The sequence below is a fragment of the Bacillus cereus group sp. Bce019 genome, from assembly GCF_051781745.1.
Classification (GTDB): Bacteria; Bacillota; Bacilli; order Bacillales; family Bacillaceae_G; genus Bacillus_A; species Bacillus_A cereus.
Genome location: NZ_JBPWJX010000001.1, coordinates 492,200 through 513,582, shown reverse-complemented (window position 1 = coordinate 513,582; position 21,383 = coordinate 492,200). Strand labels below are relative to the sequence as shown.

The following is a 21,383-nucleotide window of genomic DNA, read 5'->3' as shown; positions in this document are numbered from 1 at the left end:
CTCTCTATTTAAATGTTAAAAAAGGGAGAGGAATAACTCCTCGCCCTTTTTTACGTTTATTGAATTTCCAGTGTTACTTTTTCATCATTATGATGTCCCACTGAATACAAGAGCATTCGAATCGCTTTCGCAACTCTCCCTTGCTTTCCAATGACTTTTCCAACATCCTCAGGATGTACAGTTAATCGATACTTTATCTCTCCGTTGCAAAGTTCCTGTGTAACTTTTACATCTTCAGGATAATCGACAAGAGGCTTGACAATCGTCTCGACTAACTTCTTCATAGTCATTGCCTCAATTACTTACCTTGTTTAGATAAGTGGAATTTCTCCATGATACCTTGGTTAGAGAATAAGTTACGAACTGTATCAGATGGTTTAGCACCATTTCCTAACCATTTTAATGCTGCTTCTTCGTTGATCTTAACTTCAGCTGGTTGAGCAACTGGATTGTAAGTTCCGATTTCCTCAATGAAACGTCCGTCACGAGGAGAACGAGAATCTGCAACAACTACACGATAGAAAGGAGTTTTTTTAGCTCCCATACGTTTTAAACGAATTTTAACTGCCATTTATAAAGCACCTCCGAATTTATTTCACACAGATAATTATATTAGCAAAAAGACTATTGCTTTGTAAAGTATTTTTTCTTAACAGAGCCATCTTTTTTTCCTTACATGAATGGAAACTTCAATCCACCTAGTCCTTTTTTCTTACCTTTTTGCATTCCCGTCATCGTCTTCATCATTTTTTTCATGTCATCGAATTGTTTAATTAGACGATTGATTTCTTGTACAGTTGTACCGCTACCTTTGGCAATGCGCTTTTTGCGACTAGCATTGATTATTTCCGGTTGTTCTCGTTCTAATTTAGTCATAGAACGAATAATTGCCTCAATATGCCCAATTTGTTTTTCATCAACTTGTGCATTTTTCAGCCCTTTAATTTTATTTGCACCAGGAAGCATTCCTAACAATTCATCAAGCGGCCCAAGTTGACGCACTTGTCCAAGTTGTTCTAGGAAATCGTCAAGCGTAAACGAAAGCGTACGCATTTTTTGCTCAAGTTCTTTCGCTTTCTCTTCATCAACTGTAGCTTGCGCTTTTTCAATCAATGTTAAGACATCGCCCATCCCTAAAATACGGGATGCCATACGCTCTGGATGGAACGCTTCAATTGCATCTAGTTTTTCACCCATACCAGCAAATTTAATCGGCGTGTTTGTTACAGCCTTAATAGATAATGCAGCACCACCGCGCGTATCACCATCTAATTTCGTTAATACAACACCTGTTAAACCTAACTGTTCATGGAAACTTTGCGCAACATTTACCGCGTCTTGTCCCGTCATCGCATCGACAACAAGGAAAATTTCATCCGGTTTCGCAACTTCTTTAACTTTCGCTAATTCATCCATTAGTTCTTCATCAATATGCAGGCGACCCGCTGTATCGATTAAAACATAATCGTGATGATCTTCTTTTGCTTTTGCAATCGCTTGTTTCGCAATTTCAACAGGACTTACTTGATCTCCTAAAGAGAATACAGGCATGTCCAATTGCTTCCCTAATGTTTCAAGCTGTTTAATCGCTGCTGGACGGTAAATATCCGCTGCAACAAGCATCGGTTTACGGTTATGCTTTTTACGAAGCAAATTCGCAAGCTTACCTGTCGTCGTTGTTTTACCCGCACCTTGCAGACCAACCATCATAATAACAGTCGGTGGCTTATTAGCAACAGCAATTTTGCTTTGCTCTCCGCCCATAAGTTCTGTAAGTTCTTCCTGTACAACTTTAATTACTTGTTGTCCAGGTGTCAAACTTTTCATTACATCTTGTCCGACAGCACGTTCAGACACACGCTTCACAAAATCTTTTACTACTTTAAAGTTAACATCTGCTTCTAAAAGAGCTAGACGAACTTCTCTCATCATTTCTTTCACATCGGCTTCAGAAACTTTTCCTTTGCCGCGGATTTTTTGCATTGTCTGTTGAAGTCGGTCGGCTAATCCTTCAAATGCCATATTGCCGCCCTCCTAATCTAATTTTTCGATAGCTTCAACAACTTGTTTCATTTCTTCATTTACATGCTCTTCTTCGCTGATTAGCTGTTTTAGCTTTGCAACAAGTCGCTGTCGCTCTTGAAACTTTTGAAGTAATACTAATTTTCCTTCATATTCTTCAAGCATCGCTTCAGTCCGTTTAATGTTATCATACACGGCTTGGCGACTTACATCAAATTCTTCCGCAATTTCACCAAGAGATAAATCATCTAGATAATAAAGCGACATATAACTTCTTTGTTTTTGCGTTAACAACGATTGATAAAAATCAAATAAATAGTTCATTCTCGTTGTTTTTTCGAGCATGTTGGATCATCCTTTGTTAAGTGATTTCCCTTTACATGAATTAGTTTACATGTAGTCCAAAAGAGTGTCAAGTTTTTTTCTTAACATCATATATTTTTTATAGAAAAAGAAGCGGAAATACCGCTCCTTTCACTTATACTTCTTCTGTTTCTACTAAGTTCGCAAATAAACCATACACATATTGTTCTGGATCAAACTGTTGCAAGTCATCCATTTGCTCTCCTAATCCAACAAACTTCACTGGTACATCCATTTCGTTACGAATCGCTAATACAATACCACCTTTAGCAGTTCCATCTAACTTCGTTAAAACAATACCAGTTACATTCGTTGCTTCACGGAATGTTTTCGCTTGGCTTAAACCGTTTTGTCCTGTTGTTGCATCAATAACAAGTAATACTTCATGAGGAGCACCTGGTACTTCACGCTCAATTACACGCTTCACCTTCTCTAATTCTTTCATTAAATTTACTTTATTTTGCAAGCGTCCTGCTGTGTCACATAGTAATACATCTACCTTACGTGCTTTCGCAGCTTGTACAGCGTCATACATAACCGCCGCTGGATCAGATCCAGATCCTTGTTTAATCACTTCTACACCAACGCGATCGCCCCATACTTCTAATTGTTCAATCGCTCCAGCACGGAATGTGTCTCCTGCCGCTAATAGGACTGACTTACCTTCTGATTTAAACTTATGCGCCAGTTTACCAATTGTCGTCGTTTTTCCTACACCATTAACACCAACAAATAAAACAACCGTTAATTGGTCCTCTTGCATATTAATTTCGTTACTAAAATCGCTGTCGCCTTTGTAAATTCCTACTAGTTTTTCTGAAATAACAGCTTGTACTTCTTTTGGATCTTGAATGTTACGACGTTGTACTTCTTCTTTCAATTGGTCAATTAATTCCATTACCGTCGCAACGCCAACGTCTGCACCGATTAAGATCTCTTCTAACTCTTCGAAAAAATCTTCGTCCACTTTACGGTAACGATACACTAAATCATTCACTTTATCCGCAAATGAATTTCTCGTTTTTTCTAATCCTTGTTTAAATTTCTCTGTAACTGTATCCGTTTGTTTTGAAATTTTTTCTTTTAGTTTTTTAAAAAAACTCATACTTTCCCATCCTTCCTATTCACTTGCAATAAGTTCTTCTCCGGCGTCTAAACGAACCGAAACAAGTTTAGATACCCCTGATTCTTGCATTGTTACACCGTACAACACATCAGACTCTTCCATTGTACCTTTTCTATGTGTAATTACAATAAACTGCGTCTCATTACTGAATTTCTTTAAATACTGTGCAAAACGAGCTACATTCGCCTCATCAAGGGCTGCCTCTACCTCATCTAGTACACAGAATGGTACTGGGCGTACTTTTAAAATACCAAATAAAAGCGCAATTGCTGTTAAAGCACGCTCTCCACCTGAAAGTAAACCTAAGTTCTGCAGTTTCTTCCCTGGCGGTTGTGCTACAATATCAATACCCGTATTTAGTAAATCCTCTGGATTAGTCATTACTAAATCCGCTCTACCGCCTCCAAATAATTCAGAGAATACCGATTGAAACTCCATTCTAATGCCTTCAAACGTAGTAGAAAAGCGTTTTTTCATTTCTTCATCCATTTCGGTAATAAGCTGGTGCAATGTCGCTTTCGCTTCTTCTAGGTCGTCTCTCTGCTCTAGTAAGAATGTATGACGCTCCGCTACACGTTCATATTCATCAATTGCCCCTAGGTTCACTGTACCTAACTCTTCTATAGATAATTTGATTAATTTTACTTTCTTACGCGCATCTTCTGCAGGCATTGTCATTGTATATTTTAGTTTTGCCGCTTCAAATGAAATCGTATATGTTTCACGTAAATGTTGTAATCTATTTTCCAACTCTACATCAAGTCGATTTATTCTCACTTCTTGATCTTTCAACATTTCAAGAATATATTTATGTTTACCTGTCGTTTCTTTCAAATTGCGCTCTAAATGTTCTACCCTCTCTTGCAACGATACACGTTGTTCACGACGAGAGCGAATTAATTCTGAAGTTTGATTACGATCATATGCTTTCTTCTCAATCATATTCGTAATTTGCTCTTCACCACTTGAATTAGATGTCATTTCTTGTTTTAAGAACGCTAAATCCTCTTTCGTTTTTACAAGTGTCGCATCCGTTTCTTCTTTTTCCTTCGTCAATCGTTCAACTTTTTCTTTTTGATTAAATAAGCGTTGTTGCTTTTCAGCTACCAGCACTTTTAACTCCGTCATTTCTTTTTGAACTTTTTCTTTCGAAGAATGTTGCTCACTTTTTTGTTTTGTTAAAGCTACAATTTTACTATCTAACTTAGTGATATCAGCTTGAAGATTCGTTAAAATCCCTTCTAACTCCTCTTTACGCCCTTGCATTTTTACTCGATCTTGTAAAAACCCTTCAATCTCTAAATCATAAATAGACAATCGATCATTAATACGATGTTCTTCTAATTCTAGACGATTAATCTCTTCTCTTAATTTCTGCTCATCTACACGATCTACTTCTACAGTTTGCCTTAGTTCGCGTATTTTCACTTCTTTTTCTTGAATCTCTTGTTTTACTGCTTTAACAAAGTTTTCTAACTTCATTGTTTTTTCTTCCATATCAGTTAACTTGCGAGTCCACTCTTCCAGTTCACGTTGGCGTCCTAATAAAGAAGATTTCGCTTGCTTTACCGCCCCACCAGTCATAGAACCGCCAGGATTCACTACATCACCTTCGATTGTTACAATGCGATAACGGTATTGCAGTTGTTTCGCCAACTCATTTGCTCCGCGTAAATCTTTCGCAACAATAACCGTACCTAATAAATTTGAAACTACATTTTCATATTTATTGTTGTACTGCACAAGTTCTGCCGCCACACCTACAAACGATGGGTGTTGATTTGCAATGCGTAATTGCTCAAATGATAAAGACCTGCTTTTAATAACAGCTTGCGGTAAAAACGTTGCACGTCCATGTTTATTTTGCTTTAAAAATGCTATCGCATTACGAGCATGCTCCTCTGTTTGTACAACAATATGCTGCATCGCTGCACCTAGAGCAATTTCCATTGCAACTTCGTATTCTTTCGGTACCGTTAACAGTTCCGCAACAGCACCCTCGATACCTTGCAACCTATTTTCTCTAGCTTTCAATACTTCACGTACACCTTGATAGAATCCAGAATAATCTTCTTGCATCTCTTCAAGCATTTCTTTTCGAGAACGTGCCTGTTGCACAAATTGATATGCTTGATACAGTTTTGTTTCATTTTCACTATACTGCGTCTTACATTTCCCAAGCGCCGCCTCTGTCTTCTGTATGTTTGAGAGAATGCCAGCTACTTTTTCTTTCGCTTGTTCGTAACTTTCTACAAGTTTCGTCTTTTTCGCTGTAATTTCCATACGCATTTCTACATATTTCGCATTCTCTTCATCTAGACGCTCGTTTTTAGACGTTTGCTGTTTAGATTGTTCTTCAATCATAGATAATTCATTACGATGACTAGCTTGTTGATTTAAAAGCTCAATATAGTCACCTTTTAAATTCTCAATCTGTTCCTCTAAATTGTCAGCAAAAGTAGCAAGCAGTTGCTCATTATCATGCAATTTTTGCTCCAACTCTTTTACTTCATTCACAAATTGCATTAAAGCTTCTGTACTTGACTCAATCTCACCATCGTAACTTTTAGCTTTCTCTGTTAATTCAACAATTAACTGCTCAAGTTGCGCACAATGCGTCGTAGCATTTTGCTTTCTCTCTTTTAACAACTCGCGCTGCCCTTCAAGTTTTTCTAGCTCTTTACTAGAAAGAAGAAGTACTTCTTGCAACGAGTCTACAGACTCATCTACCGCTTGTAATTGTCCTCGTAATTCCTCAAGCTCTTCTTCACTTTTTTGTAAATTCGTTGACATTTTAGCTTCTTCGTTTTTATTATGCCCAAACTGATTTCGAAGCGCTTCCCATTTCTCGTGCAATTCTTCAATTTCATGGACAATAAGCGCAGCTTCTACTTTCTCTAATTCTTCTTTATTCTCAAGATAATCTTTCGCAATAGAAGCTTGTCTTTCTAAAGGTTCTACTTGACTACTTAATTCATGAATTATATCTTGTACACGATTTAAGTTTTCTTGTGTTTCTGCTAATTTCCCTTCAGCTTTCTTTTTGCGAAGTTTGTATTTTAGTACGCCTGCCGCTTCTTCAAATACACCTCGACGCTCTTCTGACTTACTACTTAAAATCTCTTCCACTTTCCCCTGGCTAATAATTGAAAAAGCTTCTCTTCCCATACCAGAGTCCATAAATAAATCGATAATATCTTTCAATCTACATGATTGTTTATTAATATAAAAATCACTATCACCTGAACGAGATACACGACGTGTTACACACACCTCATTGTATTCAATTGGTAAACGTTGATCTTCATTATTTAAAGTTATTGTTACTTCAGCAACATTAACCGCTCTCCTCGTATCACTGCCTGCAAAAATAATATCCTCCATCTTTGCACCACGTAATGATTTTGCAGATTGTTCACCAAGTACCCAGCGAATTGCATCAGTAATATTACTTTTCCCGCTTCCATTAGGTCCTACTACAGAAGTTACACCTGGGACAAAATCAACAGATACACGCTCAGCAAAAGACTTAAACCCTGCTATTTCTAATCTTTTTAAAAACACGAAAGGCCTTCCTCCTATTCTCCGTCGTTATAAATGTTCTCTATACAAAAACAAGTATTATACGGATTTACCTTCTTTTTCATTATAAACAAAAAGAAAGTTTCATTCTATGCACAAGGAATCCCCCTCATTCAAAGGGGGATTCCTTATAGTTGTTCTTTTAATTTTTTCAATGCTTCTGCAGCAGCTTGTTGCTCTGCTTCTTTTTTCGACTTACCACTACCAAGACCTAAAGCTACGTTATTTAACGTAACACGCGACACAAATTCTCGATTGTGAGCTGGTCCTTTTTCTTGCAAAATTTGATACTCAACATTGCCACTGCCATCACGCTGAATCAATTCTTGCAACTGACTCTTATAATCCATCACATGAGAAAAAGCACCCTCATTAATTTTCGGATATACAATTTCTTTTAAGAATTCCCAAACTGTTTCTAGCCCTTGATCAAGATAAAGGGCACCAATAAACGCTTCAAAGACATCCGCTAATAAAGCTGGTCGTTCACGTCCACCTGTCATTTCTTCACCTTTTCCTAATAAAACAAGGCTACCAAATGACAATTCGTTCGCAAAACGAACAAGAGATGGCTCACATACAATAGCTGCACGTAGTTTTGTTAACTCTCCTTCGCTCATTGTCGGATATTTTTGAAACAGATACTGCGATACAGTCAGTTCCAATACTGCATCTCCAAGAAATTCAAGACGCTCATTATCTTCATGCGGTTTTTTTCGATGCTCATTCACATACGATGAATGCGTAAATGCTTGAATCAATAATTTTTCATCTGTAAACGTAATACCTATCTTTTCTTGAAACACTTTAAATGCTTCACGATATTTTGTTTCGTATTTTTTTTCTCTATATTTTCGGTACGGCATAGGTCCCTCCAGATATAAGCCAGAAAGCCCCGCTAAAAAACGGGACTTCACTTAAGCATTATAGATGACTCTCTATGTAAGTCACAGCATCGCCAACAGTAGCAATCTTTTCAGCATCTTCATCAGAAATTTCCATTTCGAATTCATCTTCTAATTGCATTACAAGTTCTACTACATCTAGGGAGTCTGCTCCTAAATCTTCCTTGAAGCTTGCAGCTGGTACTACCTCAGTCTCTTCTACTCCTAAACGATCAACGATGATTTTTGTTACGCGCTCTAAAACATCTGCCATTCCATTCACCTCCCCTCAAATATTATATTAAATATTGACCAAAAAAACTAGGTGAAATCGATTCTTTTATTACATTACCATACCGCCATCAACATTTAACGTTTGACCTGTAACATATTTGCTTTGATCAGAAGCAAAAAACGTTACAGCATTCGCGATATCTTTCGCTTCACCAAATTGAGCAGCTGGAATAACTTTTAACATTTCGGCTTTAATATTCTCATCTAGTACATCCGTCATATCAGTCGCAATAAAGCCCGGCGCAATTGCATTCACTGTAATATTTCGACTTGCTAACTCTTTTGCAGATGTTTTTGTTAATCCAATAACACCCGCTTTAGCAGCAACATAGTTAGCTTGTCCTGGGTTTCCTATAACACCAACAACCGAAGCGATGTTTATAATTCTACCGTGACGTTGACGCATCATATAACGAGATACTGCTTTTGTACATAAGAATACACCTTTTAAGTTTGTATTAATAACTGTATCCCATTCTTCTTCTTTCATACGCATTAATAAATTATCTTTCGTTACACCAGCATTATTTACAAGAATATCAACTTGTCCAAATGTATCTACTGTTTGTTTCACCATATTTGTAACATCATCAGCATTTGCAACATCTGCTCTTACCGCAATTGCATCAGAACCTAATTTTTTAATTTCATCTACTACTTCATTTGCTTTTTGTTCATTACCAGCATAATTTACTACTACATTTGCCCCTTGTTTCGCTAAATCAATCGCAATCGCGCGACCAATTCCACGTGAAGCGCCAGTTACTAATGCTACCTTCCCTTTTAACATCAGTTTTCTCCTCTCAAATTTGAAATGGTATCTTTTAATGTCTCTTCATCGTATATCGCATATGCTTTTACTGATGAATCAATTGACTTCATAAGTCCAGCAAGTACTTTTCCAGGTCCAATTTCAATAAATGTATCTACTCCCTGGTTCACCATATATTCAATAGACGGGTACCATAATACAGGCGAATAAAGCTGTTCGATTAACTTTTCTTGAATGTCTGCACCACGTGTAATAACTTCCGCCGTAACATTTGCAATAACAGGAATATTCGTGTCATGAATTGTAATTTCATTTAAAACACTTTGGAACTTCTCAGCTGCCGGCTTCATAAGTGAAGAATGGAATGGCCCACTTACTTTTAGTGGAATCGCTCTCTTTGCACCATTTTCTTTCGCTCTTTGAGAAGCAACCTCTACGCCTTGCTTCGTTCCAGAAATCACAATTTGCTTCGTACTATTCATATTAGCGATTTGCACTGCATATCCTTCACTTGTTACTTCTTCTGTAACTTGTTTCAGCATATGTGGGTCAGCACCTAATATAGCTGCCATTGCGCCTTCCCCGCCCGGAACAGCTTCTTCCATATATTCCCCGCGTTTCCTTACAGCATATACAGCATCTTCAAAAGTTAATGCACCAGCTGCTACAAGAGCACTATATTCACCTAAACTATGACCAGCGACAAAGTCAGGTGTAATGTCATACTCTTTCAAAGCTGTCAAAATAGCAAAACTCGTTGTTAATAATGCAGGCTGCGCATTTGTTGTTAATGTAAGCTTTTCCTGCGGTCCTTCAAAAATCACTTCTGAAAGTGAATCTTCCAACACCTCATCTGCTTTTGCAAACACTTTTGCAACCTCTTTATTATTCTCTGCTAATTGTTTACCCATTCCAACTGCCTGTGAACCTTGGCCCGGAAAAAGAAATGCTATTTTTCCCATTTCAAATCCTCCTCTTATTGGAGTGACTCTTTCTCCATTACGCTTGAAATCGTAGGAATTACTTCTTTCGCTACCATTTCTCTCGTTTGACGAATCGCACTAAATATCGACTGATCATTAGAAGAACCGTGAGCCTTAATGACAGGTGCTTTCAATCCAAATAATGCAGCTCCTCCATACTCCGAATAATCCATTTTATCTTTTAATACCATAAGTTTTGGCTTTAATACCGCCGCTGCTAATTTGCTCGTAAATGAACTCATTAACTGTTCTTTCAACATAGAGAATAGCGCAAGTGCTGTTCCCTCTAATGATTTCAACGCTACATTCCCTGTAAAACCATCACATACAACAACATCTGCTACACCTTGCAATAAATCTCTTGATTCAACGTTCCCCACGAAATTAATTGGCGCATCTTTAAGCATTGCAAATACTTGCTTTGAAAGCTCGTTTCCTTTTCCATCCTCTGTTCCAACGTTTAATAGTCCAACGCGAGGATTTTCAATTCCTCTTACCTTCTCAGCATAAACAGATCCCATTACTGCATATTGATATAAATGAACTGGTTTTGCATCAACATTTGCTCCAACATCTAACATAACAAAACCTTTTCCATCTACAGTTGGCATTGTAGGCGATAAAGCTGGTCTCTCAATTCCTTCCATACGACCGACTACAAATAATCCAGCTGCCATTAAAGCTCCTGTACTACCTGCGGATATACAAGCGTCTGCTTCTCCATCCTTTACTTGTTGTGCCGCAAGCACCATTGAAGCTTGTTTTTTTCGACGAACCGCTCTTACTGGTTCCTCCGTTGATTCTATTTTTTCGTCTGTATGAAGAATAGTAATTCGTTCATCACTCGTTAAGTATTGACGAATTTCCTCTTCTTTCCCTACTAACGTAATATGTAAATCAGAATATTCCTTAATAGCTTTCATTGCCCCTAATACTACAGCCTTTGGAGCGTGATCTCCGCCCATTGCATCTATTGCGATTTTCATAAGTTGTTACCTTCCTCACTATAATTACTAGATCGATACATTTCAAAAGTGCCTGTAAAAACAAGTTCTTCTCCAACGAAGCTACGCACTTTGACAACCGTCCGTCCTTTATCATTCTCTACATCTTCAACGCGCGCTTTTGCAACAACACGCTCTCCTAATTTTACAGGGCGAATGTATCGAATGGTAGACTTTGCAGTTAAAGCTAATTCTTCATCAATAACCGCAACAGCTAGTGAGTTTGCTTGCGCAAACAGATGATGCCCACGAGCGATTTGATTTCTTTTAAATACATGTTCTATCTTTACTTCAAAGATAGAGATTGCATGTCTATCTAATTCAATATCAATAATTTCTCCAACAACCTCTTCTAACGGTAAAGATTTCACATCTTCTTCATGTTGCTTTGTAGCTACATGTTTAATTCTCTCTCTTAATTCAGGAATAGACAATTCCATACGATCAAGTCGTACCGTTTGTATACTCACTTGAAATTTTTCCGCTAAATCTTCATCCGTAATAAAAGGATTTGATTCGATTGTTTGTTGTAATAACTCTTGTCTTTCTTTTTTACTTCTTCTTTTTTTCATACCGCACCATCCATTTTTATGACTAGGTACTAACAGTAGTATATAATCATTAAAAGTAGAATGCAACAAAAACTTTTGTTGACTCCCTTTAATCGAGCTTCTCTCCTTGGAACACACCTGTCCCATCAAGATACGTACGCAAGGCAGCATACTGATCATTGTGCCAAAACGCTTCTGAATCTACTAGTATCGCCGCATCTTGCCTTGCCGTTTCTAACGCTCGATAATCATGTACCATGTCAGCAACCTTAAATTCTGGTAAGCCACTTTGCTTACTCCCAAAGAAATCTCCAGGACCTCGTAATTCTAAATCTTTTTCTGACAATACAAATCCATCATTTGTTTCAGTCATTATGCGCATTCTTTCTTTCCCTGTTTCTGATTTAGGGTCTGCTATTAATAAACAATATGATTGTTCACTACCACGGCCGACACGCCCTCTAAGCTGATGAAGCTGCGATAAACCGAAACGTTCTGCATCATAAATAACCATTACAGTCGCATTCGGTACGTTCACACCTACTTCAACAACTGTTGTCGATACAAGAATTTGTACTTTATTTTCACTAAACTGTCCCATTATCTCTTCTTTTTCCTGAGACGATAATCTCCCATGCATCAATCCAACTTGGCATTTCCCTTGGTAATGATGCGTCAGCATACTATGTAAGTCGATAGCATTTTGCACATCAAGTTTCTCAGATTCTTCAATTAGAGGACAAATAACGTATGCCTGTCTTCCTTTTTTTATCTCCTTTTCAACGAAACCGAGAACGCGATCTAACATATCATGTTTTGCCCAGTATGTTTCAATCACCTTTCTACCTGCTGGCATCTCATCGATTATCGAAACATCCATCTCTCCAAATGCAGTAATTGCAAGCGTACGCGGAATTGGTGTCGCTGTCATAAATAATACATCTGGACTTTCACCTTTCTCCCGTAAAACTCGGCGCTGCGCTACACCAAATCGATGCTGTTCATCTGTAATAACGAGACCCAACCTATGAAATATAACTTCATCTTGAATTAAGGCATGCGTTCCAACAAGAATATCTATTTCTCCTTGTTCTAACTTCGCTAAAATTTCTCGACGTCTCGCCCCTTTAACAGAACTTGTTAACAGTTCCACCTTCATACCAAAATGCGAAAACGTTTCAGCAAGCGACTGATAATGTTGCTCAGCTAAAATTTCTGTAGGAACCATTAAAGCACCTTGATAATGAGCTAATTTCGATGCATAAAGACCAATCGCAGCAACAACTGTTTTCCCAGAACCAACGTCACCTTGCAATAGTCGGTTCATCCGATAAGGAGATGTCATATCTTTCAAAATTTCATCTACAACTCGGCGCTGCGCACCCGTTAATGGAAACGGCAGTGCATCGATAAATTCTTGTAATTCTGCTGACGGAATCTCTTTCTTCGTCCCTTTTGAATTTTCCCTCTCCATTTTCCGGAGCGTTTGCATTTTCAGCTGAAATAAGAAAAATTCTTCATATACAAAACGGCGACGCGCTTGCTTCAAATCTTCCTGTCCTACCGGAAAATGCAATGCCCTGAGCGCTTCATATCTTGGTAATAATTTATATCGCCCTAACAAACCATCCGGTAACACTTCGACTATAGAATCTCCATATTCCTTTAACGCTTGAGCAATAAAACGACGCATCTGTTTTACTGTAAGTTTCCCCTTTACTGAATAAACAGGTTCCACTTCTTGTTGACGTACAACCGGTCCAAAATGAAGTTCTGATACAGCAATTGTTTGACGATGTTGATCCCATTTACCAGTAATCGTTATCGTTTCATCTAACTTTAATTTTTGCTTATAGTAAGGCCTATTAAAACATACCGCCGTAATTAAATAACGACCGACGAGAACACGAACTGTTAAACGCGATTTCTTCTTACCATAATATTGCAGCAAAGGAGCACTATGAACCTTCCCTTCAACCGTTACACGTTCATCATGCTTTACTTCAGCAAGATCTTTCATCGCATAATCTTCATAACGGTACGGAAAATGTTCTAATAGATGAGAAACTGTATAAATACCCATCTCATGTAGTAACTCAGATGTTTCTCCTCCGATCCCCTTTACATCCGTAACAGGAACTTGTACAACATCATTCAAGATTCTCACACCCCGTCACATTATTTTCTTTATTGCATTTTATTTGAGTACCAATTAGCATCTGTAATCGCTCTCTTTCACCTTATATATTCTATCATAGGCATTCTAAGAGAAACTACTCAAATCCCTTATATAAAACAAGTAAAAAAGAGCCTCACTATTAGCAGCAAGGCTCTTTTCTCTCTTCAATATGCTAGCCTTTTGAATAAAAACTAGTAATAAACTTCATATTACTACTTCTTATCCATTAGCAAGTAAGTAATCCATTTATTTTCAAAACGAATCTTATCTTATTCTACAGAGAAGATGAAAGAATACACTGGTTGGTTTCCAGCATGTACTTCTACTTCTGCATCTTCAAATTTCTCTTCTACAAATTCAACTAACTCCGCTACTTCTTCATCAGTTGCATCTTCCCCTTGTAGAATCGTTACGATTTCAGAATCTTCATCAATAAGCGCTTCTAGTAATTGCTTCGCAGCTCCTACTTTTTCAGCATTTGTAGATACAATTTTCCCATCTGCAATACACATGAAATCATCTTTTTGAATTGCTACACCATCAATTTCCGTATCACGTACAGCATACGTAATTTGACCTGTTTTCACATGAGATAAAGCTTCTTGCATGTTTTCTTCATTCTCTTCTAACGTTCCAACTGGGTTAAATGCTAACATTGCTGCCATACCTTGAGGAACTGTTTTCGAACGAACAACAATAACTTCTTGATCTACAACTGATGCCGCTTGTTCTGCTGCCATTACAATATTTCCGTTATTCGGTAAAATAATGATTTTTTCAGCATTTGCTTCTTCAATTGCCTTCACGATATCCTCCGTACTTGGATTCATCGTTTGACCACCTTCGATAACTTTCGTTGCGCCGATGCTCTCAAATAAAGTTTTAATACCAGAACCCATAGCTACAGTTACGATACCATATGGTTGTTTTTCCTTCGATTGAGCTGGTTGCTCAGGAACCATAGTAGGTTCATCTAACAAAGCAGTATGCTGTTCACGCATATTTTCTACTTTAATCTTAATTAAACTACCATATTTTTGCCCGTAGTTCATAGCGTCTCCAGGATGTTCTGCATGGATATGAACTTTTACAATTTCATCATCAGACACAACTAGTAGAGAATCACCATATACACTAATATCTTCACGGAATTTTTGTTCAGAGAAATTATGCTCTTTCACCTTTTCAGCCTCTAATTTCACCATGAACTCCGTACAATATCCATACTTAATATCTTCTGTACTCAATTGGCTTTGTACACTACGGTGATGTTCTGCGCGTACCATTTCATTCATAGATGGTTGCGTCGGTGCATCAGAAGAAATCGTTTCTCCTTTTAAGTCAGCTAAAAACCCTTCGTATACCACTACAAGACCTTTACCACCGCTATCTACAACGCCAACTTGTTTTAATACAGGTAATAAATCTGGCGTACGATTTAACGATGCGTTTGCTTCTTTCACAACGTCTTCCATAAACAAAACAAAGTCGCGCTGTTTTTTCGCAACTGTTACTGCATATTTACCCGTTTCTCTTGCAACCGTTAAAATCGTTCCTTCAATCGGTTTCATAACCGCTTTATAAGCCGCCTCTACTCCAGCTTCTAGTGCTGCAGCAAAATCAACTGTTGTTAATTCTTCTTTTTGTTCAATGGATTTAGAGAAACCACGGAACAACTGAGATAAAATAACTCCAGAGTTACCACGAGCTCCCATTAATAATCCTTTGGCTAAACTTACGCCGACTTTACCAGCATGCTGTGAAGGATTTGCTTTCACTTCACGCGCACCTGAAGTCATAGATAAGTTCATGTTTGTACCGGTATCGCCATCTGGAACTGGAAATACGTTTAATGCATCAACAAGCTGAACATTATTTGTTAAATTATTCGCTCCTTGCATGATCATTTGTGATAAACGTTTTCCATCAATTTTTTGAATTGACACAGATTTTCCTCCTTAATGCACATTACAAGTTTATTACTTTAACTCCTTGTACGTAGATGTTTACAGAATCTACTGCTAGTCCTACAGTTTGATCTAATGTATATTTCACTTTCGTCTGCACATTATGTGCCACTTCTGAAATTTTCGTACCATAGCTCACAATAATATACATATCAATATGTACTTCATCTTCATCTTTACGAACAATAACACCTCTAGTGAAGTTTTCTTTTCGTAAAATGTCTGTTAATCCATCTTTTAACTGATTTTTTGATGCCATACCTACGATACCGTAGCAATCTACCGCGGCACCTCCAGCAATTGTTGCAATTACATCTGTACTAATATCAATTTGACCGTACTTCGTTTTAATTTCAATTGACATCTCGTTTCCCCCTTCATAAATGGTGAAAGTGAGCTAGACTACTTTAGTTACTATCATATAATCTTTTTAAAGAAAATTCCATCGTTCTTTCTTTTCACTCTCATATTTTATGTTTTAAATTACACTTTTTTATGATGAGCAAAATAGTCCATTGTTATTATACAACATGTACCACTATAATATGTCAAGCAATTTTTATGGATTTCAACTTTTCTTCATTGACATATAGTGTCAAGTAAATTTTCTTGATTTCTTTTTTCTACGGTGTTGCATTCTCTTTTTAGTTGTGTTAAATTATAGTAGTGTTTTTAGCATCGCATAAAAGACTAACATTGAAAAATTACGTATGGTAAGGTATCAAGGGAGGGAAATATAAATGGCTCGTGTTTGTGCTATTACTGGAAGAAAAGCTCGTTCTGGTAACTCTCGTTCTCACGCAATGAACGCTACAAAACGTAAGTGGGGCGCTAACCTTCAAAAAGTTCGCGTACGCATCGACGGAAAAGTTCAACGTGTTTACGTTTCTGCTAGAGCATTAAAATCTGGCAAAATCGAACGTGTTTAATAATAAAAAAAAGAGCCGATAGGCTCTTTTTTTACTATAACAATGGAAAAAGCACCGGTGATAGGTGCTTTTTTTAATCTTTTTTGAAGGTATTTAACATTGCACGAACAATTCCACCAAGAAATTTAGGTAACTTAATTGTATAAAATCTCATGGTTTCCCTCCTAATCCCCATTACTCCACTTGGTCACTATATGATGTAAGGAGCAAAATTGTTTCTTCAATCAGTGCTTCTTATCAACATTAATATGCCAGAAGTAAATGAAAAAGTACCTTTTTCCTCAACGAGTTCGTTACTAATACAAAGTGTTGATCCCCACTCTATTGTTTTATTAGTAAGCGGGTACTTAAAACCAAACAATGTAATCCCTTCCACTATTTCAGTAACTGGTACAAAAGATACATAAGGAAAGTTTTTATTTTCTTCAATTATATGTGTACCCACTTTTTTAACTGTTATTTCATTTTTATTGTCCACAATACACATTTCTATCTCTACTTCTAACCCTTTTAAAAGCATCTGTATATTTGCCAAACCGTGATCAAGCCTTCCACCGGTAGCACCAAAAATACGAATTAGTGCCGGCTTCTGTCCTAATGCCCAGTTAATTGCAATTTCTAAATCCGTTTGATCTTTTTCTCGCGGAACAATATGTAATTCGTTCGTTTGCTGTCCCATCCATGCTAATTCTTCTTCAGTAACTGAATCGTAATCTCCAAACGCAACAGCCGGTGTAATCCCTTTCTTTAATAGACGGTATACTCCCCTATCAACCGCTGCCCACACTACTTCCTCATTCTCATATCGAGCAAAATCTGCGCAATATTCCGAAGGTCCTCCTGCCAAAATATGAATAATCATTTTTTCTTCCCCTTCCATTGTAAAAAGGCAATCTGCCATTCGGTAGATTGCCTTTTTACATATTTTTACCCTATCCTATAAATACCTTACTAGGATAAAAGTTCATCACTACCCACGAATTACGCGAATTGCTTCACCGCGGTCTTTTTGATTGTATACTGCTGACCCAGCTACAAGTACATTTGCTCCTGCTTCCACACAAAGTCTTGCTGTTTCAGCATTTACACCACCATCAACTTCAATTTCTACTTCTAGATTGCGCTCTTTCACCATGTCTGCAACTTGTTTAATTTTCGGTAATACAGAATGGATAAACTTCTGTCCACCAAATCCAGGGTTTACTGTCATAAGTAATACCATATCTATATCTTCTAATACATGCTCAATTACTGAAACTGGCGTATGTGGATTTAATACAACGCCCGCTTTAATACCATGAGATTTAATTAACTGAATTGTACGATGTAGATGTGGACACGCCTCTACGTGAACAGTAATAATATCCGCTCCCGCTTGTGCGAAAGTCGGGATATAGTTATCAGGATTTTCAATCATTAAATGTACATCTAATGGTAATGATGTAATCGGACGGATTGCTTCTACAATTAACGGTCCAATCGTAATATTTGGTACGAAATGTCCATCCATTACGTCAACGTGAATGTAATCCGCTCCGCCCTTTTCTACATCTTTAATCTCTTCCCCTAATTTTGAAAAATCTGCTGATAAAATCGATGGTGCAATTTTAATCATAACTAATACCTCGGCTTTCTCTCTCTAATTTCTTCTACGAATTGTTTATAGTTCTTATAGCGATATTCTGTAATCTTCCCTTCTTCAACCGCAGCTTTCACCGCACATTTCGGTTCAGAAAGATGTGTACACCCTCTAAATTTACAGTATTGGCTCGCTTCTTTCAACTCTGGAAAACAATATGTAAGATCTTCTACTTCTATATCAATGAAATCTAGTGAACTAAACCCCGGTGTATCTGCTACTAGTCCACTCCCAATTGCAATTAATTCTACGTGTCTTGTCGTATGCTTCCCGCGTCCTAAATGGGAGGAAATATCATTTGTTTTCAGATCTAATTCTGGACGTAGCACATTAAGCATTGAAGATTTCCCCACACCAGATTGACCCGCAACGACAGAAACACAATTTTCTAAGTATGGTTTTAATATATCAATACTTTCTGACGTATTAATAGAAGTAAATAAAACATCATAACCCATCTCACGATAATCATTCGCATAAGCTTCAACAGTTGCTTTCATCTTTTCATCTACTAAATCCATCTTGCTAATACAAATAATTGGCTTAATGTTATGATATTCAATCAGCACTAAAAATCGATCTAACAGTCCAGGATTAAAATCTGGTTCTACTGCAGAGAACACAAGGATCGCTTGATCGACATTAGCAATAGGAGGTCTAACAAGTTCATTTTTTCGATCAAACACTTCAAGCACATAACCTTCAGTTGGATTATCTGCCTGAAAAACAACTTGGTCTCCTACAAGTGGTGTAATTTTATTTTTTCTAAATACACCTCGTCCACGACATTGCGTAACCCCTTCTTCATGCTGCACGTAATAAAACCCACTTAAAGCTTTTATAATTTTTCCTTCTGGCATAGAATTCTCCTTTTTTGTATAAGGTGATGCTGAATTTAAAAATGAATGGATTTAAATTTTCTAAATAACGATTTCAAAACCTACCATATATACTTTTGCTAATATACATTAAATTTCCCATTAAATGCAAAAAAACATTTACAGCTGCATCACTTTACTAGCTTTTTGAATCATATATTTTTGCCTGCTATACCGTCCACTTTGTAGACAGCATAACAGGCAATAATAATAAGTAGACTTTCACTATTATTGAGTTGGATATGGTACTTCTTTATCAATAATCGTTACTCCATCTCGTACAATTTTATAGTGTCCCTTTGAACCTTCTTGAATTACAAATTCTAAAGAAATAGTCGCTGATTCAGTAATTGTTCTCGTTTCAACCGGTCTATCCATTTTTTGCTGCATGTCTTCTTTATAAATTTCTATTGTTTGCGGCTTTTTTTCACCTGTTACAGCAGGCTCATATGGGATAGAGATATTGTCCAATTTTACCGTTTTAGTCACTTTAGGCTTTTGACCATCAGAGATAATAATAGTTACTTTATCTCCCTCTTTTAATGGTGTACCTGGTTTTGGAAATTGCGAAATTACAAGTCCTTTTTCGACTGTATCTGAATACTCTCGTTTTATATCTGACGTTAGTTTTCTCTCATTCAAATAACCAGTTACACTATTTTCAGTCCACCCCGAAAAGTCACCTGGTCTAATTTGATAAGGACCTTTACTTACCCAGATTTTCAGTTCTTGCTCCGCTTCTATAACCATTTGATCAGGCGTCGGAATTTGCTCTACAATTTCACCTTTCGGCTTATCATTTTCAATATAATTTACTGTAACTTGTTTATATTTTTCTTCTAACTCAGCTTTTACACTCTCAAAGTTTTGCCCTGTGAAATTCGCCATCTTACTTTTCTTTTTCCCACCTGATTGATAGATAGTAATTTTAGCGTTTTCTTTTACGACTCTTCCTGCTACAGGGTCCGTTTTTATTACATCCCCAACTTCAACATCATCTGTATATACAATATTAGGCTCCGTCACCTCAAAGCCCTTTTCTACTAATGTATTTACAGCTGTCGTGTATTTCATACCAGCCACATCAGGAACTTTCACATCTTTCGGAATAAATAATCCTGGAATAACCGTAAGCGCTAATGTTATTCCTATTGCTAAAAATAAAAATGTTGAAATTAAAACTTTAAGCCACTTGTTACTCCGTTTTTTCTTCTTATCTAACTCAGCTGCTTCTGCTCTTATCGGTTCTTCCACCTTACTCCCTTTTAAAACAATCGTTTCATCACTTACATTTTCAAATAATTGTTCTTGTTGAATAATCGGAATCGCTTTCGTCGCTTCCATATCTTCTGGTATGTAAAACGGTTGCTCATTTATCCTCTCTGGATATAGCGCAGTTTCAATATCTCGCTTCATCGCATTGGCAGATTGATATCGATGGAACGGATCTTTTGCAGTTGCTTTTAATATAATATTTTCAACACTTTGCGGAATATTTTCATTCCATCTTTTTGGTGATGGGATTTCACTTTGTAAATGTTTTAAAGCTATAGCAACAGCAGATTCGCCAGAAAACGGTTGTCTTCCTGTTAACAATTCAAACATAACTATCCCAAGAGAATAGATATCTGATTGTTTATTTGCTATTCCGCCACGTGCCTGTTCTGGTGATAAATAATGGACTGAACCGAGCACTGAATTTGTATGTGTAATTGTTGTTGCACTTGTAGCTGTCGCAATTCCAAAATCTGTTACTTTTATTATTCCATCAGCTCGAATTAAAATATTGTGCGGCTTTATATCACGATGCACAATTTCAAAATGATGGGCGTGTGCCATAGCGGATGTTAACTGCTCCATAATATCAAGAGCTTCTCCTATAGGTAACATCCCTCGCTCAATTATGTATTGCTTCAATGTTTGCCCTGGTACATATTCCATGACAAGATAGTATATACCATCTTCTTCTCCGACATCATACATATTCACAATATTTGGATGCGACAACGTTGTAACAGACTGCGCTTCTCGATGGAAACGTTTAATAAACTCTTCGTTATTTGAGTAGTCGAGTCTTAATATTTTTACCGCTACATCTCGGCCAAGTATATCATCATGAGCTAAATATACATTGGCCATTCCGCCACCACCAATCATTTTCAGCAGCTTATAACGGTCATTTAAGCGTTTTCCAATCAGCACGTTGCACT

General features: G+C 37.2%; 21 protein-coding genes. 1 reads left to right on the top strand and 20 read right to left on the bottom strand.

The features are described from left to right. Nucleotides 1–56 precede the first annotated feature (56 nt). The 15 genes from ACS2QP_RS02825 to ACS2QP_RS02755 form a co-directional block, all read right to left on the bottom strand. Complete coding sequence (locus ACS2QP_RS02825) at nt 57–284, bottom strand: KH domain-containing protein (protein WP_000737401.1); 228 nt, start codon at nt 282–284, stop codon at nt 57–59. A gap of 14 nt (nt 285–298) precedes the next feature. Further along, entirely contained in the window at nt 299–571 is a 273-nt protein-coding gene (gene rpsP, locus ACS2QP_RS02820) for a 30S ribosomal protein S16 (RefSeq protein WP_000268750.1), read from the bottom strand. A gap of 101 nt (nt 572–672) precedes the next feature. Further along, entirely contained in the window at nt 673–2,022 is a 1,350-nt protein-coding gene (gene ffh / locus ACS2QP_RS02815) for a signal recognition particle protein (RefSeq protein ID WP_000863460.1), read from the bottom strand. A 12-nt stretch (nt 2,023–2,034) separates the two neighbouring features. After that, the gene (locus tag ACS2QP_RS02810) at nt 2,035–2,367 is read right to left on the bottom strand and encodes a putative DNA-binding protein (RefSeq protein WP_438882118.1); all 333 of its coding nucleotides are present in this window, start codon (nt 2,365–2,367) and stop codon (nt 2,035–2,037) included. Nucleotides 2,368–2,500: 133 nt separating this feature from the next. Continuing rightward, entirely contained in the window at nt 2,501–3,490 is a 990-nt protein-coding gene (ftsY, locus tag ACS2QP_RS02805; protein ID WP_000007655.1) for a signal recognition particle-docking protein FtsY, read from the bottom strand. Nucleotides 3,491–3,505: 15 nt separating this feature from the next. Beyond that, nucleotides 3,506–7,075 carry a chromosome segregation protein SMC gene (smc, locus tag ACS2QP_RS02800; protein ID WP_000478973.1) on the bottom strand — a complete coding sequence of 1,190 codons (3,570 nt, stop codon included), beginning with the start codon at nt 7,073–7,075 and terminating at the stop codon, nt 3,506–3,508. A 146-nt stretch (nt 7,076–7,221) separates the two neighbouring features. Beyond that, complete coding sequence (rncS, locus tag ACS2QP_RS02795) at nt 7,222–7,959, bottom strand: ribonuclease III (protein WP_001146875.1); 738 nt, start codon at nt 7,957–7,959, stop codon at nt 7,222–7,224. Nucleotides 7,960–8,017: 58 nt separating this feature from the next. Then, on the bottom strand, nt 8,018–8,251 hold the full coding sequence (gene acpP / locus ACS2QP_RS02790; RefSeq protein WP_000786062.1) for an acyl carrier protein: 234 nt from the start codon (nt 8,249–8,251) through the stop codon (nt 8,018–8,020). Nucleotides 8,252–8,320: 69 nt separating this feature from the next. Further along, complete coding sequence (gene fabG / locus ACS2QP_RS02785) at nt 8,321–9,061, bottom strand: 3-oxoacyl-[acyl-carrier-protein] reductase (protein ID WP_000911773.1); 741 nt, start codon at nt 9,059–9,061, stop codon at nt 8,321–8,323. After that, complete coding sequence (gene fabD, locus ACS2QP_RS02780) at nt 9,061–10,005, bottom strand: ACP S-malonyltransferase (protein ID WP_000515899.1); 945 nt, start codon at nt 10,003–10,005, stop codon at nt 9,061–9,063. The genes fabG and fabD overlap by 1 nt, the downstream gene beginning before the upstream one ends. A gap of 14 nt (nt 10,006–10,019) precedes the next feature. Continuing rightward, nucleotides 10,020–11,012 (bottom strand): phosphate acyltransferase PlsX, encoded by a 993-nt coding sequence (gene plsX / locus ACS2QP_RS02775; RefSeq protein ID WP_000684102.1) that lies wholly within the window; start codon nt 11,010–11,012, stop codon nt 10,020–10,022. Then, on the bottom strand, nt 11,009–11,602 hold the full coding sequence (gene fapR, locus ACS2QP_RS02770; protein ID WP_000747348.1) for a transcription factor FapR: 594 nt from the start codon (nt 11,600–11,602) through the stop codon (nt 11,009–11,011). The genes plsX and fapR overlap by 4 nt, the downstream gene beginning before the upstream one ends. Before the next feature lie 88 nt (nt 11,603–11,690). Then, the gene (recG, locus tag ACS2QP_RS02765; RefSeq protein WP_001000816.1) at nt 11,691–13,739 is read right to left on the bottom strand and encodes an ATP-dependent DNA helicase RecG; all 2,049 of its coding nucleotides are present in this window, start codon (nt 13,737–13,739) and stop codon (nt 11,691–11,693) included. A gap of 290 nt (nt 13,740–14,029) precedes the next feature. After that, nucleotides 14,030–15,706 (bottom strand): DAK2 domain-containing protein, encoded by a 1,677-nt coding sequence (locus tag ACS2QP_RS02760; protein ID WP_000027129.1) that lies wholly within the window; start codon nt 15,704–15,706, stop codon nt 14,030–14,032. A 22-nt stretch (nt 15,707–15,728) separates the two neighbouring features. After that, the gene (locus ACS2QP_RS02755) at nt 15,729–16,091 is read right to left on the bottom strand and encodes an Asp23/Gls24 family envelope stress response protein (RefSeq protein WP_000021109.1); all 363 of its coding nucleotides are present in this window, start codon (nt 16,089–16,091) and stop codon (nt 15,729–15,731) included. 376 nt (nt 16,092–16,467) lie between these two features. Between ACS2QP_RS02755 and rpmB the strand changes: the two genes are divergently transcribed. Next, nucleotides 16,468–16,656 carry a 50S ribosomal protein L28 gene (gene rpmB / locus ACS2QP_RS02750; protein ID WP_000124776.1) on the top strand — a complete coding sequence of 63 codons (189 nt, stop codon included), beginning with the start codon at nt 16,468–16,470 and terminating at the stop codon, nt 16,654–16,656. 73 nt (nt 16,657–16,729) lie between these two features. On the opposite strand, the gene spoVM is transcribed toward rpmB, so the two are convergent. The 5 genes from spoVM to pknB all read right to left on the bottom strand — a co-directional run bounded on the left by spoVM (nt 16,730) and on the right by pknB (nt 21,375). Further along, entirely contained in the window at nt 16,730–16,810 is an 81-nt protein-coding gene (spoVM, locus tag ACS2QP_RS02745) for a stage V sporulation protein SpoVM (protein WP_001213599.1), read from the bottom strand. Between the two features lie 66 nt (nt 16,811–16,876). Beyond that, complete coding sequence (locus ACS2QP_RS02740) at nt 16,877–17,557, bottom strand: thiamine diphosphokinase (protein WP_002183880.1); 681 nt, start codon at nt 17,555–17,557, stop codon at nt 16,877–16,879. Nucleotides 17,558–17,626: 69 nt separating this feature from the next. Further along, nucleotides 17,627–18,271, bottom strand: coding sequence for a ribulose-phosphate 3-epimerase (rpe, locus tag ACS2QP_RS02735; protein ID WP_000589974.1), 645 nt, complete (start codon nt 18,269–18,271; stop codon nt 17,627–17,629). Nucleotides 18,272–18,273: 2 nt separating this feature from the next. Further along, on the bottom strand, nt 18,274–19,155 hold the full coding sequence (rsgA, locus tag ACS2QP_RS02730) for a ribosome small subunit-dependent GTPase A (protein WP_438882117.1): 882 nt from the start codon (nt 19,153–19,155) through the stop codon (nt 18,274–18,276). Between the two features lie 246 nt (nt 19,156–19,401). Further along, the gene (gene pknB, locus ACS2QP_RS02725) at nt 19,402–21,375 is read right to left on the bottom strand and encodes a Stk1 family PASTA domain-containing Ser/Thr kinase (RefSeq protein WP_000904747.1); all 1,974 of its coding nucleotides are present in this window, start codon (nt 21,373–21,375) and stop codon (nt 19,402–19,404) included. Nucleotides 21,376–21,383 lie beyond the last annotated feature (8 nt).